Origin of the sequence: Nonomuraea rosea (assembly GCF_039539705.1) — a bacterium.
GTDB classification, from domain to species: domain Bacteria; phylum Actinomycetota; class Actinomycetes; order Streptosporangiales; family Streptosporangiaceae; genus Nonomuraea; species Nonomuraea rosea.
Window position 1 is genome coordinate 197,032 of sequence record NZ_BAABDQ010000016.1, and the last position, 16,948, is coordinate 213,979.

General features: G+C 71.0%; 19 protein-coding genes. 5 read left to right on the forward strand and 14 right to left on the reverse strand.

Annotation, left to right across the window (positions count from 1 at the left end; translation table 11 throughout):
- Window positions 1–54 precede the first annotated feature (54 nt).
- The 7 genes from ABEA43_RS32980 to ABEA43_RS33010 form a co-directional block, all read right to left on the reverse strand.
- Complete coding sequence (locus ABEA43_RS32980; protein WP_345567956.1) at window positions 55–849, reverse strand: SDR family NAD(P)-dependent oxidoreductase; 795 nt, start codon at window positions 847–849, stop codon at window positions 55–57.
- A 70-nt stretch (window positions 850–919) separates the two neighbouring features.
- Complete coding sequence (locus ABEA43_RS32985; RefSeq protein ID WP_345568084.1) at window positions 920–1,744, reverse strand: lysophospholipid acyltransferase family protein; 825 nt, start codon at window positions 1,742–1,744, stop codon at window positions 920–922.
- Window positions 1,745–1,815: 71 nt separating this feature from the next.
- The gene (locus ABEA43_RS32990; protein WP_345567958.1) at window positions 1,816–2,811 is read right to left on the reverse strand and encodes an NAD-dependent epimerase/dehydratase family protein; all 996 of its coding nucleotides are present in this window, start codon (window positions 2,809–2,811) and stop codon (window positions 1,816–1,818) included.
- Between the two features lie 22 nt (window positions 2,812–2,833).
- Entirely contained in the window at window positions 2,834–2,932 is a 99-nt protein-coding gene (locus ABEA43_RS32995; protein ID WP_018654693.1) for a 30S ribosomal protein bS22, read from the reverse strand.
- A 174-nt stretch (window positions 2,933–3,106) separates the two neighbouring features.
- A complete protein-coding gene (locus tag ABEA43_RS33000) occupies window positions 3,107–3,310 on the reverse strand; it encodes a helix-turn-helix domain-containing protein (protein WP_026214222.1) in 204 nt (67 codons plus the stop codon).
- A gap of 312 nt (window positions 3,311–3,622) precedes the next feature.
- Window positions 3,623–4,405 (reverse strand): phosphatase, encoded by a 783-nt coding sequence (locus ABEA43_RS33005; RefSeq protein WP_345567959.1) that lies wholly within the window; start codon window positions 4,403–4,405, stop codon window positions 3,623–3,625.
- Window positions 4,406–4,420: 15 nt separating this feature from the next.
- Window positions 4,421–5,584 carry an acetoin utilization protein AcuC gene (locus ABEA43_RS33010; RefSeq protein ID WP_345567961.1) on the reverse strand — a complete coding sequence of 388 codons (1,164 nt, stop codon included), beginning with the start codon at window positions 5,582–5,584 and terminating at the stop codon, window positions 4,421–4,423.
- Window positions 5,585–5,727: 143 nt separating this feature from the next.
- Here ABEA43_RS33010 and ABEA43_RS33015 point away from each other — a divergent pair, with 143 nt between their 5' ends.
- From ABEA43_RS33015 to ABEA43_RS33030, 4 genes are all read left to right on the forward strand, one after another.
- Complete coding sequence (locus ABEA43_RS33015) at window positions 5,728–6,855, forward strand: sensor histidine kinase (protein WP_345567962.1); 1,128 nt, start codon at window positions 5,728–5,730, stop codon at window positions 6,853–6,855.
- Window positions 6,852–7,520 carry a response regulator gene (locus ABEA43_RS33020; protein WP_345567964.1) on the forward strand — a complete coding sequence of 223 codons (669 nt, stop codon included), beginning with the start codon at window positions 6,852–6,854 and terminating at the stop codon, window positions 7,518–7,520. The genes ABEA43_RS33015 and ABEA43_RS33020 overlap by 4 nt, the downstream gene beginning before the upstream one ends.
- An 81-nt stretch (window positions 7,521–7,601) precedes the next feature.
- Entirely contained in the window at window positions 7,602–8,492 is an 891-nt protein-coding gene (locus ABEA43_RS33025) for an ABC transporter ATP-binding protein (RefSeq protein WP_345567966.1), read from the forward strand.
- Window positions 8,489–9,229: an ABC transporter permease gene (locus ABEA43_RS33030; RefSeq protein ID WP_345567968.1), complete on the forward strand. Its 741-nt coding sequence runs from the start codon at window positions 8,489–8,491 to the stop codon at window positions 9,227–9,229. The genes ABEA43_RS33025 and ABEA43_RS33030 overlap by 4 nt, the downstream gene beginning before the upstream one ends.
- A 61-nt stretch (window positions 9,230–9,290) precedes the next feature.
- On the opposite strand, the gene ABEA43_RS33035 is transcribed toward ABEA43_RS33030, so the two are convergent.
- The 5 genes from ABEA43_RS33035 to ABEA43_RS33055 all read right to left on the reverse strand — a co-directional run bounded on the left by ABEA43_RS33035 (window position 9,291) and on the right by ABEA43_RS33055 (window position 14,507).
- The gene (locus ABEA43_RS33035) at window positions 9,291–10,463 is read right to left on the reverse strand and encodes an ABC transporter permease (RefSeq protein WP_345567970.1); all 1,173 of its coding nucleotides are present in this window, start codon (window positions 10,461–10,463) and stop codon (window positions 9,291–9,293) included.
- A gap of 106 nt (window positions 10,464–10,569) precedes the next feature.
- Entirely contained in the window at window positions 10,570–11,319 is a 750-nt protein-coding gene (locus ABEA43_RS33040; protein ID WP_345567972.1) for an ABC transporter ATP-binding protein, read from the reverse strand.
- Window positions 11,316–12,659, reverse strand: coding sequence for an efflux RND transporter periplasmic adaptor subunit (locus tag ABEA43_RS33045; protein WP_345567974.1), 1,344 nt, complete (start codon window positions 12,657–12,659; stop codon window positions 11,316–11,318). Before ABEA43_RS33045 ends, ABEA43_RS33040 begins: the two co-directional genes overlap by 4 nt.
- A gap of 137 nt (window positions 12,660–12,796) precedes the next feature.
- Entirely contained in the window at window positions 12,797–13,591 is a 795-nt protein-coding gene (gene proC, locus ABEA43_RS33050) for a pyrroline-5-carboxylate reductase (RefSeq protein ID WP_345567975.1), read from the reverse strand.
- A 34-nt stretch (window positions 13,592–13,625) separates the two neighbouring features.
- Complete coding sequence (locus ABEA43_RS33055; protein WP_345567977.1) at window positions 13,626–14,507, reverse strand: proline dehydrogenase family protein; 882 nt, start codon at window positions 14,505–14,507, stop codon at window positions 13,626–13,628.
- An 81-nt stretch (window positions 14,508–14,588) separates the two neighbouring features.
- Between ABEA43_RS33055 and ABEA43_RS33060 the strand changes: the two genes are divergently transcribed.
- A complete protein-coding gene (locus ABEA43_RS33060) occupies window positions 14,589–15,047 on the forward strand; it encodes a hypothetical protein (RefSeq protein WP_345567979.1) in 459 nt (152 codons plus the stop codon).
- Window positions 15,048–15,236: 189 nt separating this feature from the next.
- Here the strand turns inward: ABEA43_RS33060 and ABEA43_RS33065 are convergent, their stop codons facing one another.
- Together ABEA43_RS33065 and ABEA43_RS33070 are read right to left on the reverse strand one after the other, a co-directional pair.
- Window positions 15,237–16,364 carry a CU044_5270 family protein gene (locus tag ABEA43_RS33065; protein ID WP_345567981.1) on the reverse strand — a complete coding sequence of 376 codons (1,128 nt, stop codon included), beginning with the start codon at window positions 16,362–16,364 and terminating at the stop codon, window positions 15,237–15,239.
- Window positions 16,357–16,899 carry an RNA polymerase sigma factor gene (locus ABEA43_RS33070; protein ID WP_345567983.1) on the reverse strand — a complete coding sequence of 181 codons (543 nt, stop codon included), beginning with the start codon at window positions 16,897–16,899 and terminating at the stop codon, window positions 16,357–16,359. Before ABEA43_RS33070 ends, ABEA43_RS33065 begins: the two co-directional genes overlap by 8 nt.
- Window positions 16,900–16,948: the final 49 nt, after the last annotated feature.

Sequence of the window (16,948 nt, forward strand, 5' to 3'; positions counted from 1 at the left end):
GGAGATCGGTCACGGATGTCTCGCCACAACCCGCCCAAGGGGTTCACGACAGGGCTACACCGCCTTGAGGAAACCCCCGTCGATGACGAAGTCGGCGCCGGTCGTGCTGCCCGAACGCGGGGAGGCCAGCAGCGCCACCGCGTCGGCGATCTCCTGCGGGCGCACGAGGCGGCCGGTGACCAGGTTCATCATGCCAGGGGCGACCTGGTCGATGACGTCCTGCTTCGCCGCTCCCGCCACCCCGCCGATGACGTCGGCCGCGCCGCCGTCCTTGGTCCACCAGTCGGTGAGCACGGGTCCTGGCGAGATCGTGTTCACGCGTACGCCCTGCGCGCCGAACTCCTCGGAGACGGCCTTGCCGACGTGGTTCAGGGCCAGCTTCGCGGCGCCGTAGTCGACGTTCATGGCGGCGGGCTGCCGGGCGGAGGTGGAGGAGATGTTGACGATCGACCCGCCGCCCCGCTCGACCATGAGGGGCACGGTCGCGCGGATCATCCGGACGACCGCGAACAGGTTGAACTCGAACATGGCCTGCCAGTCCGCGTCGTCCGGCGTCATGAAGCCGAACCGCGGCAGCGTCACGCCGGGCGGCGGGCCGCCGGCGTTGTTGACCAGGACGTCCACCCCGCCGAACTCCTCGACGGCCCGCGCCACGGCGTGCGCGGGCGCCTGCGGGTCCATCAGGTCGGCGGCCACGTGCACCACCTTGTCGGGCAGCTCGTCCGTACGGGTGCGCGAGACCGCCACGACGTGGGCGCCCTCCTCGGCCAGGGTCTGGGCGACGGCCAGACCGATGCCCTTGGAGGCGCCGGTGACAATGGCCACGCGGCCGGAAAGCTGCAGATCCATGGGTCTTCCCTTCGGTGTTTCAGGCGAATCACCATGGAGAACACCGGGCGGACCGCGGCGGTTGCAGCCGTCAGAGAAGTGGCGGGAACGCGTGCCCTCTGCGCAGCCGCAGCTGGTTGAGCAGCTGCTGGATGACCTCGCGCACGTGGTCGGTGAGGTTGAAGACCAGCATCGGGTCGTCGGCGGCCGACGGATCGTACTCGTCGGTCCTGATGGGCTCACCGAACTCGATCATCCACTTGGACGGCAACGGCACCAGGCCGAGCGGCCCCAGCAGCGGGAAGAACGGGGTGATCGGCAGATAGGGCAGCCCGAGCAGCCTGGCCAGGAACTTCAGATCGCCGATCTTGGGATAGATCTCCTCCGCGCCCACGATCGCGGTGGGCACGATCGGCACCCCGGCGCGGATGGCCGAGGCCACGAAGCCGCCGCGGCCGAAGCGCTGCAGTTTGTACCGCTCGGAGAAGGGCTTGCCGACGCCCTTGAAGCCCTCGGGGAACACCCCGACCAGCTCGCCCTTGCGCAGCAGCCGGTCGGCGTCCTCGCGGCAGGCCAGGGTGTGGCCCGTCTTGCGGGACAGATGGCTGAGCAGCGGAAGCTGGTAGACCAGGTCGGCGCCGAGCAGCCGCAGCGGCCGTCCGACATCGTCGTGCAGCGCCACCTGCAGCATCAGCGCGTCGACCGGCAGGGTTCCCGAGTGGTTGGCGACGACCAGCGCGCCGCCCTCCTCCGGGATGTTCTTCAGCTCCAGGGTCTCGACCCTGAACCAGTGGTTGTAGAGGGGCCTGATCAGCTCCAGGAGCACCTTGTCCGTCAGCTCGGCGTCGTAGCCGAACTCGTCGACCTCGTAGTCGCCGGTGATCCGCCGCCGGACGAACGCCAGCAGCTTGGCCATGGGATCGGGCTCGGGGAACGACGGCGCCGCGCTGATCGGGATCACGCGGGCGTCATCCTCGCCGGGAACGCTCAACCGAGCACACCTCCGAGCGGTCGCAGCCTGCGCGAACGCAGGAAATCGTCGAAGGCGGCCGCGGTCGTGAACTTGGGCTTCCAGCCGAGCGACGCCTCCAGCCTGCCGGTGTCGATCGCGCGGCCGTGGCACATCAGCCTGACCTGCTCGGGCGAGTATTCGACCAGCCCGACACGGCGCGCGGCGTTGCCGAGCACCTTGAAGGCGGGCGAGAGCAGCGGCAGTGAGAGCCGCCCCGCCCGTCTGACGCACTGCGACAGCAGCAGCACGCCTGCCCCGGCCACGTTGAACGTGCCGGGGTGATCCTCGCCCGTCAGCCGGCGCAGCACCTCGACCGCGTCGTCCTCATGGACGAACTGCAGCCGGGGGTCGAAGCCGAACACCGTCGGCAACACCGGCTGGGTGAAGTAACGCGTCAGCGGCGAGTCGACGCCTGGACCCATGAAGTTGGCGAAGCGCAGCAACGACACCGTCACGTCAGGACGGCGGCGCGCGAAACCCCGCACGTAGCCCTCGACCTCGACCGCATCCCTGGCATAACCGTGGCTGGGGCTGTGGTGCGGCTCCAGATCCTCGGTGAACACCGCTGGATCCCGCGGCGACGAGCCGTAGACGGCGGCGGTGGAGCGCACCACCACGCGTCGCACGGTCGCCGACCGCTGACAGGCACCGAGCAGCTGCATGGTGCCTATGACGTTGTGCTCCTTCATGGCTGCCCTGCCACCGCTCCTCGTCGGAGCGCTGACCAGGCTCATGTGCACAACGGTGTCGATGTCCGCGGCCGCGATCACCTGAGCGATGTCGGGGCTGCGCAGATCCACCCGGACGAACTCCGTACGGCCGAGTGAGCTGCCGCCTTCTCGCGTCAGCGAGGGCGGCGGCACAGTGTCCACTCCGATAACGCGGCTGATGTCCGGGTCCGCCGCCAGAACGCTCGCCACCCGGGCGCCTATGTGGCGCGAGACCCCGGTGACAAGCACGGTGTGGGTCATCAGCGCCTCACAGCTGCGTTGGTTACTTCTTGTTACGCCGCTGGATGCGCGTCTTCTTGAGCAGCTTGCGGTGCTTCTTCTTAGCCATCCGCTTGCGGCGCTTCTTGATGACAGAGCCCACGGGACCCCCAGGTACTGATAGCACGTCTGATCGGAGTGCGAGCGCACACCGGGACACAGACTACCGGCGATCCACGGTAGATCGCCCCACCGGGGGGCGAGTGCCCGGTCGCGTCTGCGGCGACCGGGCCTCTCCCGCGACAGAATTCACGACATTGGCTCTCATGTCGCTACTTCAACCTGCCTCGATGTAGGCCTCCCGCAGATAGTCATGTACCGCCTGCTCAGGCACCCTGAACGAGCGGCCGACACGAATGGCCGGCAACTCGCCAGAGTGGACGAGCCGGTACACGGTCATCTTGGACACCCTCATGACCGTCGCCACTTCCGCCACGGTCAGGAACTTCACCTCACTGAGAGGTCTTTCGCCTGCACCCATCGGACGCCTCTTCCGCACGTGTTTCCGGGTTATCCCCACTGGTGCCATTGCTCACGCACGTGTACTGCCGTCAGCGTAAGTCGGGACTCCGGGTGCGCAAACCCCCTATTTTCTCAGTCGCCGGAGTCGCCTGTCAGCGGAACCAGCGAAATCGCTGGCCAGCAGCCGGGCCGAGCACCTCACTTGGACGTTGGAACTGTCCAAGTTGCCACACATAAGAGTCGCCGGAGCCCCGTCAAAAGTTGGCAAAGGGACAGCGAGCCTCTTGGAATGCAGGCGCGAAAAGACGGTATGCGGATGACCGAATCGAACTCAAAGGGCTCGAGTGACGAGTGTGACGAGTCTCTCGGTCAACGGAGCGTAATAGCGCGGTAGCACGTTGTCATCGAGCGGCACGACCACGCCGATTTTGCCTTCCGCCTCGCCGACGAAGAGCCCGGGGTCGTTGCAGTCGGCGAACGCCACAGTCTGCGCACCGGCCTCTCCCGCCGCTCCCGCCCAGCCGTGGTCGGCGATCACCAGGTCCGGCAGGTCTCCGCCGAGCTCGCCGAGCATGTGCCGCATCGGCGCCGCGTCGTGGGTGTGCACGAACCCGCCCCTGTCGTCGAGCATCGCTATGTCCTGGAGATAGCGGATTCGGCGCGGACGACCGAAACTCGACCCCGTGTACGTCCAGCCCTCCCCGGGCGTCAGCAACCGGGCGCCCCGCTCGGCGCAGAGCCTGGCCAGCGGGAGGTGCACGGCGAGCAGGCCGGTCGGATGCCCGGTCGCGAACAGGATGCGCGGGTTCGGCCGGGCCAGCACGGCGGCGATGCGCCCGGCCATGGCGTCGAGCGCGTCGATCGTCAGCTCGGGGTCGATGGTGTCCTGGCCCCAGCGATGCCCGGGATCGGCGACCACGCCGGCGGACTTGGCCATCAGCGCCAGGATGTCGCGGTAGGACCAGGGCTGGTCGAAGCTCAGCCCCAGCCGGTAGTAGCCGTCGCCGTTGGCCAGCGAGCTGAAGTGGTCGAGGTTGTTCTCGCGCGAGGTCGCGACGTCGCCGGCGATGCGGCTGCGGACAAGGTGCTCGCGGAGTTGGTCGCGGCTCAGCACAAGCTTCTTTCCTCGCTATGGCATGGGGTCGAGGCCGTGCAGGGGGAACACCGCGTGCCGGGTCGCCATGACCGCACGGTCAATGGGGTCCGCTGGGTCATAACCACCTGACAAGTCACGAAATTCCGGAACGCGGCCGTCCGTCATGGTGAGCGGGGGCGTCTCACCCGTGCGTTCCCTGACGAATCTGCGCCACCCCTCGCCCGTCGGCGTGGCCGGATCGATCGGGTGGCCGGCCAGCTCGGCGATGAGGTGCGTCCAGGCCCTGGGCACCACCTGGACCAGCTCGTAGCCGCCGCCCCCTGTCGCTATCCAGCGCCCGCCCGCCGTCTCGTGTGCGAGCCGGTGCAGGGCCGCGTAGGCGGCACGCTGGCCGTCGACGCTGAGCATCAGGTTGGCGAGGGGGTCGAGCGCGTGGCTGTCGCAGCCGTGCTGGGTCACCAGGATCTCCGGCCCGAACTCGCGCAGCAGCGGCGGCACGACCGAGTGGAAGGCCCGCAGCCAGCCGGAGTCGCCGCAACCGGCCGGCAGCGCCACGTTGACGGCCGTCCCGTCCACACCGGTCTCCTCGGGGAAGCCGGTGCCGGGGAACAGCGTGCGCGGGCTCTCGTGCAGGCTGATCGTCAGGACGCGCGGGTCGTCGTAGAACACGGTCTGCACGCCGTCGCCGTGGTGCACGTCGACGTCCACGTACGCGATCCGGCCCACCCCCTGGGCCAGCAGCCAGGCGATCGCCAGCGCGGGATCGTTGTAGACGCAGAAGCCGCTGGCCGTGGCCGGCATCGCGTGGTGCAGCCCGCCCGCGACGTTGATCGCGTGCTCCGCGTCGCCCTCCCAGACCGCGCGGGCGGCGGCCAGCGACGCGCCGGAGATGAGCGCGGAAGCCTCGTGCACGCCCTTGAACGCGGGGTTGTCGGTGGTGCCGAGCCCGGCCCGGAGGTCGGGGCGGCCGTCGGCGGAGACCCGCTTGACGGCCTCGATGTAGTCGCGCTCGTGGACCAGGGACAGCTCGGCGTCGGTGGCGGGCTCGCAGCCGGCCATCTCGACCTTGTCGAGAACGCCGAGATCGCGGGCGAGCGCCATGGTCAGCTCGACGCGGACGGGAGCCAGCGGATGGCTCGGGCCGAAATCGTAGGAGGTGAGAGCGTCGTCCCAGATCACCCGTGCCGACCGGCTCATGCCAACCCCTCCGCGCGCTGCCTCACCTTGCGCCGACGTTACCGCAGCGCGAACTCCTCGTTGTAGCCCGGCGCCGAAGCGCGGAAACCTCGTGCCATCCGGCATCGAGCTATCCCGATATTTCGTGGCTTAGTGTTCTAAACGTGCGTCCGGCACGAGGTTCTATCAAGATCATCCAATACTTCCAGCGGCCCAGGGTCTTCGACACGACCCTGGTGATCGTGCTCAGCGTCCCCGCGGTCATCGGCCTGATCGCCATGATCGTCATGGGTGAGACGCTCACGGCCCTGGGCGCGGGAGCGTACCTGGCGGGCATGGCGTGCCTGCTCATCAGGCGCGCCCGGCCGATCCTGACGATGGGGATGGTCGCGGCGATCGACACCGCCGGCCTGGCGGCCGGGACCACGGAGAGCATCAACGTGCCCGCGGCCATCGCCCTGTACAGCGTCGGCCGCTACACCACCGGCCGGCGTACCGTGATCGCCGCCCTGGCCGGCTTCGCCGCTTACGGGACCGTGCTGGAGGTGACCAAGCCGGGGGCGGGCGGCTGGGTGGCGGCGTTGTTCTCCGTCGGCGTGCCCGTGGGCCTGGGTCAGCTCGTCCGGCTCAGGGCCGAGCTGAACGAGCGGGGCCGGCGCGAGATCGCCGACGCCGCGGTCCGCGCCGAGCGCCGGCGCATCGCCAGGGAGCTGCACGACGTGGTCGCCCACCACATCACCGTGATCAACGCCCTGGTCGGCGGCGCGCGGGCGACGCTCCCGCCGGAGCTGGCGGCCGGCCGCGACGCGCTGGAGAGCGCCGAGCAGACCGCCCGCCAGGCCATGTCGGAGATGCGCCGCCTGCTCGACGTGCTGAGGGCCGACGGCAACGAGGGGCCCGACGCCGCGACGGGCGTGGGCGCGGAACGGCTGCCCGCGCTCATCCGCGAGACCGAGAGCGCGGGGCTGCCCGCCAGCCTGACCGTGACCGGCGAGCCCGTCGCGCTGCCCGCGGCCGTGGACCACGCCGTCTACCGGATCGTGCAGGAGGCGCTGACCAACACCCGCAAGCACGCGGTCAGCGCCAGGGCCAGCATCCTGCTGGCTTACGAGCCCACCGCCGTGGAGGTCGAGGTGGTCGACGACGGCCTGGCGAAGGCCGGGGCCACGCCGGGGTTCGGGCTCGGCGGGATGGCCGAGCGGGTGGCGCTGTGCGGCGGCCTCCTGTCCACCGGCCCCCGTCCAGAAGGAGGCTTCCGCGTGCACGCCCGTCTTCCCTTGGAGCAGCCATGATCCGGGTCCTGCTGGCCGACGACCACGAGCTGGTCCGCAAGGGCTTCAAGCTGATGCTGAACGCGCAGCCCGACCTCGGTGTGGTCGGCGAGGCGGGCGACGGCGCCGAGGCGGTGGACCTGAGCAGGCGGCTGCGGCCCGACGTGGTGCTGATGGACCTGCACATGCCGGGGCTCGACGGGGTGCGCGCGACCGAGCTGATCACCGCCGAGCTGCCGGAGGTGCGGGTGCTCGCGCTGAGCACGTTCGACCTGGACGAGAACGTGGTCGCGGCGCTGCGGGCCGGCGCCGACGGCTTCCTGCCCAAGGACGTCTCCCCCGAGGAGCTGATCGAGGGCGTACGCGTGGTGCACCGCGGCGAGTCGGCCGTCGCGCCACGCCTGCTGACCCGGCTGATCGGCACGTTCGTGCGCGCGTCGCACCCGAGAACGGCGCCCGCCGAGCTGGCCGGGCTGACCGAGCGCGAGCGGGAGATCCTCGTGCTGATCGCCCGCGGCCGCTCCAACACCGAGATCTCCGCCGACCTGGCCGTCTCCCCCTCGACCGTCAAGAACCACGTGACCAGCCTGTTCGCCAAGCTCGGCGTCAGGGACCGGGCGCAGGCCGTGATCGTCGCCTACGAGGCCGCGCTGATCCGGCCCGGCCTGATCCAACCTGAAGAGTAGGACCACGCTCCTAGATCCCTTCGCGCGGAACGGTTCCCTGGCAGGAAGAAATCGCCCCTTCGCGACGGCACGCTTGACGGCATGACCGCGATTCGAGCAACGAACCTGAGCAAGCGATACGGCGGCACCGTCGCGGTGTCGGATCTGTCGTTCGACGTCGAGCCCGGTCAGGTGACCGGATTCCTCGGGCCCAATGGCGCGGGCAAATCCACGACCATGCGGATGATCCTCGGGCTCGACCGGCCGTCCGGCGGGTCGGTGCTCGTGGACGGGCGGGCGTACGAGGAGTTGCGGCACCCGCTGCGCAAGGTGGGCGCGCTGCTGGACGCCAAGGCCGTGCACGGCGGGCGCAGCGCCCGCAACCACCTGCTGGCCATCGCCCAGAGCAACGGCATCCCGGCCGGCCGGGTGGGCGAGGCGCTGGAGATGGTGGGGCTGAGCGAGGTGGCCGGGCGGCGGGTCGGCGGGTTCTCGCTGGGCATGTCGCAGCGGCTGGGCATCGCCGCCGCGCTGCTCGGCGACCCGGAGATCCTGCTGTTCGACGAGCCCGTCAACGGGCTGGACCCGGACGGCATCCTGTGGATCCGCACGCTCATGCGCAAGCTGGCCGCCGAGGGACGGACGGTGTTCGTCTCCAGCCACCTGATGAGCGAGATGGCGCAGACCGCCGACCACCTGATCGTGATCGGCAGGGGGCGGCTCATCGCCGACACGAGCGTGACCGAGTTCATCGGGCGCAGCTCGCAGGGGTACGTACGCGTGCGCTCGCCCCGGCTGGCCGACGTGGCCGAGCTGATCAAGGTGGGCGAGGCGCACGCCGACCACCTGCGCGTGACCGCCATGAACACGCTCGAGATCGGCACGCTCACCGCGCGGGCCGGGATCCCGCTGGAGGAGCTGACGTTCGTGCAGCCCTCGCTCGAAGCGGCCTACATGGAGCTGACCAAGGACAGCCTGGAGTTCACCTCATGATCGACATTTTCCGGTCCGAATGGACCAAGATCCGCTCTGTCCGCTCGACGGTCTGGACCCTGGCCGTCACCGCCGCGCTGATGCTCGGCTTCGCCGCCCTCATCGGCTCGGCGGCCAAGGGCTCGGCCGAGGGGCCGATCGAGGGCCTGCAGGCGATCGGGATGAGCCTGACCGGCACGATGATCGCCTCGGTGTCCATGGCCACCCTGGGCGTCCTGGTGATCTCCAGCGAATATCGCACCGGGGGCATCCGCACCTCGCTCATGGCCGTGCCCAGACGCATCCGCCTGCTCACCGGCAAGATCGTGGTGTTCCTCGCGATCTCCCTGGTCGTCTGCACGGTCGCGTCGGCCGGCGCGATCGGCGTCGGCCTGGCGATCATCCAGCCGGCGTCCGTCGCACCGGCCGACGTGGCGGGGTCCGCGCTCGGCTCCGGTCTCTACCTGACCGCGTGCGGGCTGTTCGGGCTGGGGCTGGGCACGCTGGTCAGGCACACGCCGGGCGCGATCGTGTCGGCCATCGCCCTGATCCTGGTGCTGCCCGCGCTGGTGAACCAGCTGCCCGGCGCGTGGGGCAGGACCGTGGCCGAGTACTTCACCACGAACGCCGGCCTGCTGATCGTGTCCGGCCAGAGCAGCGGCTCCCTGGGCCCGTGGAGCGGGTTCGCCGTCTACCTCGCCTGGGTGGCCGTCGCCGTGCTCGCGGGAGCGGTGCTGCTGAAGCGCCGCGACGCCTGAGCCGCGCCGGAGCCGCGCCCCCACAGGGCGCGGTTTCGTGCTCATTTGGTCTCATTCGGTCTCATTCGGCGCGGAGGGCGAGGACCGGGTCCAGCCGGCCCGCCCGCCGCGCCGGCGCCACGCCGAAGAACACCCCGACCGCAGCCGACACCCCGAAGGCCAGCGCGATCGACCACCAGGTGATCGACGCGGGCACCTCGGTCAGCGCCTCGATGGTCAGCGCGCCGCCGACCCCGAGCACGATCCCGACGAGCCCGCCGATCGTCGTCAGCAGCACCGCCTCGGTCAGGAACTGCGCCAGGATGTCGCGCTGCCTGGCCCCGAGCGCCTTGCGCAGCCCGATCTCGCGGGTGCGCTCGCGCACGCTGACCAGCATGATGTTCGACACGCCCACGCCGCCGACCAGCAGCGAGATCCCCGCGATGGCGGCGAGCACGCCGGTGAGCATGCCCAGCACACTGCCGATGGTGCCGAGCAGCGCCGTCTGCGTGACCGCCGAGAACTGCTCGCCCGGATACCGCGCCCGCAGCGCCGCCGTGACCTTGTCCGACAGCGGGTCGATCTCGTCGGGTCCCGACGCGCCGACCGCGAGCCCGTTGATCCGCTCGATCCCGAACAGGCGCTGCGCCGTCGTCACCGGGATGTGGATCTCCTGGTCGCGGGACAGCCCGAACGTCTGGCCGACCGTCGCGTACACGCCCACCACCCGGAACCTCGCGCCGGACACCGTCACCTGCCGCCCGATCGGGTCGAGGTCGCCGAAGAGCCGGTCGGCCACCTCCGAGCCCAGGACGGCCACCCTGCGCCTGGTGTCCACGTCGGTCTCGCTCAGCGGACGGCCCTTCTCCACGGGCCGTTCGAAGATGTTGACCAGGTTCTGGTCGGTGCCGATCACCGTGACGAACGCCTCGACCCGGCCGACGCGTACGGTCTCGCCCGACTGCAGCGAGACGGTCACCTTCGACGGGTCGCCCACCACGCGACGGACGTACGCCACGTCGGCCATGCCCAGCTTGCTCTGCGTCGGGGCCGCGCCCAGGCTGATGCGGCCGGGGACGACCAGGATGATGTTCGTGCCGAGGCCGGAGATCTGCGCCTCGATCTCGTCCTTCGCACCGGTGCCGATGGCCACCAGGATCACCACGGCCAGCACGCCGATGATGACGCCGAGCATGGTCAGCGCGCTGCGCAACCGGTTGACGCGCAACGCCTCCAGCGCCATGACTGCGTTCATGGCCTCACTCCGTTCGGCGGGCTCGGTCGCCCTACGCCGCCGTCTTCCCCCGCTCTGGTCGCTTCGCTCCCGCCGCTCCTCCAGACGACGGCACTCCCTCGCGTGCTCATGGGGCGGCCGTGTCGCGTTCGATCAGGCCGTCGCGTACGTGGATCTGCCTTCTGGCGTGGGCCGCGATCTCCGGCTCGTGCGTGACCAGCACCACGGCCACGCCGCCCGCGCCGTTGAGCCGGTCGAGCAGGGCCATGACCTCGGTGCCGTTGCCGGTGTCGAGGTTCCCCGTGGGCTCGTCGGCCAGCAGCACCTTGGGCTCGCCGACCAGCGCCCTGGCGATGGCCACGCGCTGCTGCTCGCCGCCGGACATCTGCGAGGGCCGGTGGTCCAGCCGGTGCCCGAGCCCCACGGACTCCAGCGCCGCGCAGGCCCGGTCGCGCCGCTCGGCCTTGCCGACGCCCCGGTAGACCAGCGGCAGCGCCACGTTGTCCAGCGCCGAGGTCCTGCCCAGCAGGTGGAAGGACTGGAAGACGAAGCCGATGGTCCGGTTCCGCAGCTCGGCCAGCTCGGTGTCGGTCAGCCCGGCCAGCTCGACCCCGTTGATCCTGAGCACTCCGGAGGTGGGCCGGTCGAGGCAGCCGAGCAGGTGCATGAGCGTGGACTTGCCCGACCCCGACGGCCCGATGACGGCCGCGAACTCGCCCCTGTCGATCCGCAGCGTCACGCCCCGCAGCGCCTCCACGGCCACGCCGTCGAGCTCGTAGCGCCGGACGAGGTCCACCGCTTCGATGGCGGGCGTCGCCGTCCCGTCCTCCCGCCGCGCGGGCGGCTCGCTGTCCCGACGGTTCGCGGGCGCGCTCATGGGAGACGCTGCCCTTGCCGTACGGAGTCCGCGCCCTTGACCACGATGCGCTCCCCCACGGACAGCCCGCTCAGCACCTCCACCACGGCGTCCCCCTGGGCGCCGAGCTTGACCACGCGCCGCTCGGTCACGCCGTTCCTGATCGCCCAGACCACGCTCTCGCGCCCGCTGGAGACGATCGCCGAGGCCGGGGCGGAGACGGCGGACGGCGACTCGCGCACGGTCAGCCGCGTGACCGCGCTCATGCCCGGCTTGGGCGTGGGCGCCTTGGAGCCGTCGTCGAACGCGCCGGGGCCGAGCGTGAGCCGCACCGGGTAGCTGACGCCGCCGGTCGTGCCCGCCATCGGCGTGACGCCGATGCCGGTGACGGCGGCGGTGTAGGTCGCGCCGGGCACCGCGTCCAGCTCGACCGCCGCCTTGGCGCCCTTCTCGACCAGCAGCACGTCCGTCTCGTCCACGTCGGCGTCGAGGGTGAGCTCGGAGACGTCGGTGACGGTGAGGATGGGGTCGCCCGCCGAGACGGGCACCCCGGTCGCCACAGGGCTGCCGGAGGACGAGCCCGCGGAGGGCACGGACGGAAGCTGCCCGCCGCCGGGGAGCTGGCTGAGCAGGCTCCCGACGCCGCCGGACGCGCCGCCGCCCGAGGCCCGGCCCAGCGTGACGACGCCGCTGAACGGAGCCTTGATCGTCAGCGAGTCGACCGTGCTCTTCGCCGCCTTGACCGCGATCTTGGCCTGGGACTTCGAGGCGGCCTGCAACGAGGCCATGGAGGTGGACAGGCCGCTGGTCACGCCGGACAGGATCCCGCTGATCGAGCGGTTGAGCCGGGCGGTGATCGAGGCCAGGGCCTGGGTCTGCGCCCGGTGCTGGGCCTGGGCCAGATCGATGGCGTTCAGGAGCTGCCTGCGCGTCTGGACGTCCTTGACCTTCTTCGCCTCTTTGCGGGCCCTGGCGAAGTGGACGGCGACCTTGCGATCGAACGCCCTGGTGTCGAACGACGGCAGCGCCACGTTCGTGGCGAAGCTCGCGGGCTTGGCCGTCTTGGAGGCTTGGCGGGCCTGTTCGAGCTGGTCCTGGGCCTGGGGTGAGCGGATCTTGGCGAGCAGGCGGCCCTTGCGCACGTGGTCGCCCTCGCGGACGTACAGCTTGGCGATCGTGCCCTGGGCGGGCGAGCGCAGGGTCGCGGAGGCGCGCGCGCCGATCGTGGCGGGGGCCTCGACGACCTCGGTGACCGGCGCACGGATGACGTCGCCCACCTGGACGCTGGGCGGCTCGTCGGTCGTGCAGCCGGTCAGTGCTAAAAGGACGAGCAGCGGGGGAATCCCGCGACGGATCGTCACCCGACCCATCGTAGGAGCAGGGCAGCCCGCCCTCCCAAGCGACCGCTCAAATCATCCGGGCGATCCTCAGCGCGGGCTCACGAGCCTCAGGGCTCCCACGGCCCTCAGCGGCGCCTCCGTGACGCCTTCGTGGGGTCTCAGCCGGAGGCGAGCTGCCTGCCGCGGTCGCGGGCGGCCTCGATGGCGGCCAGGAACGCGGCGCGCACGCTGTGCCGCTCCAGCTCCGCGATGGCCGCGATCGTGGTGCCGCCCGGCGAGGTGACCGCCTCGCGCAGGATCACCGGGTGCTCGCCGGAGTCGCGCAGCATCACCGCGGCCCCGACGATCGACTGGGTGACCATGTCGAGCGCGGCGGCCCGCGGCATGCCGAGCAGGATGCCCGCGTCGACCATGGCCTCGACCAGGTAGAAGAAGTAGGCGGGGCCGCTGCCGGACAGCGCCGTGGCGGCGTCCTGCTGGGACTCGGGGATGCGCAGCACCTTGCCGACGGGCTTGAGCAGGCCCTCGGTGAGCTTCAGATGGTCTTCACCCGCGTGCGCGCCCGCCGAGATCACGCTCATCGCCTCGTCGAACCTGATCGGCGTGTTGGACATCACCCTGACCACCGGCACGTCCACCCCGAGCCGCTGCTCCACGAACGACGTCGTGATGCCGGCCGCGGCGCTGATCACCAGGCGGTCGGCGGGCACGTAGGGGGCGATCTCCGCCAGCAGCGTGGCCATGTCTTGCGGCTTGACGGCCAGGATCAGCGTGTCGGCGCTCTTGGCCGCCTCCGAGTTGGGGACCGTGCGCACGCCGTAGGTGTCGCGCAGCGCCTGCGCCCGCTCGGGCCTGCGCGTGGTCGCCATGATGTCGCCAGGCTTGAACCCGGCCCGCAGCAGCCCCGACAGCAGGGCCTCGCCCATCTTGCCGGTGCCCAGAATCGCGATCATTTCGGCTCCTCGGTAGGTCCTCGAAGCCTATCGGCTAGCCTCGCGACACCAGGGACCTGAGGAAGAAGGCCAGGTTGCGGGGGCGTTCGGCCAGGCGGCGCATGAGGTAGGGGTACCAGTCGGCGCCGTAGGGGACGTAGACGCGCATCTTCGCGCCCAGCCCGGCCAGGCGGGCCTGCTCGGCGGGGCGCACGCCGTACAGCATCTGGTATTCGAAGCCGGTCGTGTCGCGCCCGTCGAGGACGGCCAGCGTCGAGGCGATCCGCACCAGCCTGGGGTCGTGCGTGGCGACCATGGGGTAGCCGGTGCCCGCCATGAGGGCCTTGAGGCACCGTACGAAGGACAGGTCGATGTCGGCGGGCGCGGTGTAGGCGCCGGGGGCGGTGTAGGCCCCCTTGCACAGGCGTACGCGGGCGCCGCCGAGCTTCTCGCAGCGCTCCAGCGCCTCCGGCAGGTACGCCTGCACCACCACCCCCACGTCGGGATGCTCCTTGCGCAGCGTGGCGTGCACGGCGTGCAGCCCGGGGATCGTGTCGTGCTCCTCCGCGTCGAGCGTCACCGTGACGTCCTTGGCCTCGGCGGCCTGGCAGATGACGGCGGCGTGGTCGAGCGCGAGCTGCTCCGACAGCCGCAGGCCGAGCGCGGTGAGCTTGACCGACACGTCCGCGCCGGCGGGCAGCCGGTCGAGGAGCGACAGATATTCGCCGACCGCGCGCTGGGCCTGGGCTCTGTCGGTCACCTCCTCACCGAGATGGTCGGCGGTGACGAGCAGGCCGTTACGGGTCAGCCGGTCGATGACGGCGCCGATGTCGTCGGCGACGTAGCGCCTGACCACGTCCGCGGTCAGCGGTGAGCCGGTGACGAGCCGCTCGGCGCGGCGGCTCTTGGAGATGGCGAGCAGGGCCTGACGGAGCACGCTGACCACACTAACCGCCCACCTCATCGGCATAGCGCTGAACCAGGGACCCGCCTGGTTCGTCCTATGGGTATGCGGACAATGACAGCGACTTTCCTGGCCGGATGTCTGGTGCTCGCGACGAGTTGCGGCGCCGCCCCGCCCGCCGAGCGGGCCGCCTCCTCCGCCCCGGAGAAGCCACCGGTCGTGTCGAGCCCCGTCACCACCACACCCACCACGGCGCCCACGAAGGGTCCTGAGGCGGTCAAGCCGACGGGCGACGCCATCAACGTCCACAAGATCCGCTGGACCAAGGCGAAGCCGGTCTCCAAGAACAAGAAGGTCAAGCTCACCTGGTGGTCGGGCGTCGCGCCCTGCACGGTCCTGGACAGGGTCAAGGTGAAGGAGAGCGCCAAGCGGGTCACCATCACCCTGTACGAGGGCACCGGCCCCAAGGCCGCGAACGTCTCCTGCATCATGATCGCCGTCGAGAAGACCACGACGGTCAAGCTCAAGAAGGCCCTCGGCAAGCGGAAGATCGTGGACGGCGCGAAACCGTGACCTGTCCAACATCGGACACCCCTGATGACAATCGATCGATTTGTTGCGATACATCGATCAGGCGCGTGGGGGCGCCGCGCATCCTCGGGGTCTGGTGAGAGGGCTCGATCCCGCCTGCCATCACCCGTGAGCTGAGCCATCTCCCCAGCGGACCCCGGTACGCGCCCACCGTGCCGGGGTCCGCGTGCGTCATCGCGACGCCTTGCACCCCCTGGGGGCGGCGGGCGGCTCCGAGGTCCAGCCGGATCCCGCGGCGCGGGCCTGGAAGGTGACGGCTTCGTGCGCGGTCCTCCCCAGTCCCGCACGGGCCGCGTAGGACACGCGGGCCAGCGTCGCGCCGGTGGCCGGGTCGAGGATCAGCCGGTAGTAGACAGGCAGGTCCGTGCCCGGCTTACCGCCGGACGAGAGCGTGCCGTCCACCAGGCCGAGGTTCACGGACAGGCCCTTCCTGCCCAGCGGGTCGATCACCGGGCCCACGACCTCGGTGGCCGGCGACCCGGCGAGCAGCCGGAGCAGCGCGGCCCGCTGGGCGGGGGTGAGCGGCATCGACAGGAGGTTCGCCGCCACGGGCAGGAACTGCTCGAACGTCTGCGTGAAGCCGCGGTCGTACCAGACCTTGTGGTAGCCGCGGAGCTTCTCCCTGAGCGCGGCCTCGTCCGTGGGGAGTGCGGCCAGGTCGGCCATGGTGAACGAGGCGACCGATCTGTCGGGGTAGCTGCCGGAGGGTTCGGCGGTCAGGTCGTACCGGCAGCTTCCGAGTTCGGTGGTGACCGGCACGGAGCCGCAGCGCTTCGCGGGCGGGCATTCGTTCTCGACCTTGGCCGGGGATCCGGCGGCCTGCCAGGCGCGCATGTCCGCGGCCGTGGCGGGGCGGGCGATGGAGCGCGGCCAGGACACCGTGAGCACCGTGCGGGCCGGGTCGCGCGGCAGCCAGACCTCTCGCCGGCCGGTCGCCAGCAGGGTGTAGCCGCCGCTCTTCATGTAGCGCCCGCTGACCGTCACCTGCCGCCAGTAGGCGCCGCCCTCGGCGGGCAGTCTTCCGACCCGGTCGGCCAGGTCGAGCAGCTCCTGATTGCGCTGCTGGAGCACCGGGGCGGGCGCGGGGGCGGCCAGGTTCGACACGAGGACCGCGACCAGCGCCACGACGGCGGCCGTGGCCAGCGGCGCCCACATCGCCCTGAAGCGCCGCCACGCGGGCCGCGCCCGGACGCCGGCATGCGGGCCGGTGGCCACGCGGGCGCGGGCGCGGGCCACCACCTCGGGGGACGGCGGCCGCGCGTCCGGGAGCGCGCGAGCGAGCAGGTCCAGCTCATCCATCGAGGTCCTCCTTGAACGGGTTGATCGGGCCGAGCGCCTTGCGCAACTGCTTGCGCGCCCGGTTCAGCCGGGACGCGACGGTGCCGGGCGGGATGCGCAGGGCCTCGCCCACCTCGGCATGGCTGAGCCCGCCGAGCGCGACCAGCAGGACGACGTCCCGGTCGCGCTGCTTCAGCCCGGCCAACGCCCCCGCCAGCGGGCCGGTGAAGCGCGCGGCGGTCACCCGGTCGAGCACCTGGTCCTCGTGGTCCGCGGGATCGTCGTGGCTCCCCCGGTCCCGCCCGGCCGTCCGGCTGATCGCCCGCCACCGCCTGATCTCGGTACGGCGGTGCCGCGCGACGAGGTTCGTGGCGATCCCGTACAGCCAGGGACGCACCGCGCCGATCGCCGGGTCGTAGCCGCCGTCGAGAGCCACCACGAAGACCTCCGCCGCCAGATCGTCGGCCACGTCCTCGGACAGCCGCCGCGCGATGTACCGGTGGATCTCGGCGAAGTGCGCGTCGAAGAGGTCAGGAGGAACCCGCAATCGTTTCATCCCGTTACGAAGGTTGTGGACTGTCACGCCCGTTGTTGCCCGATCGGCG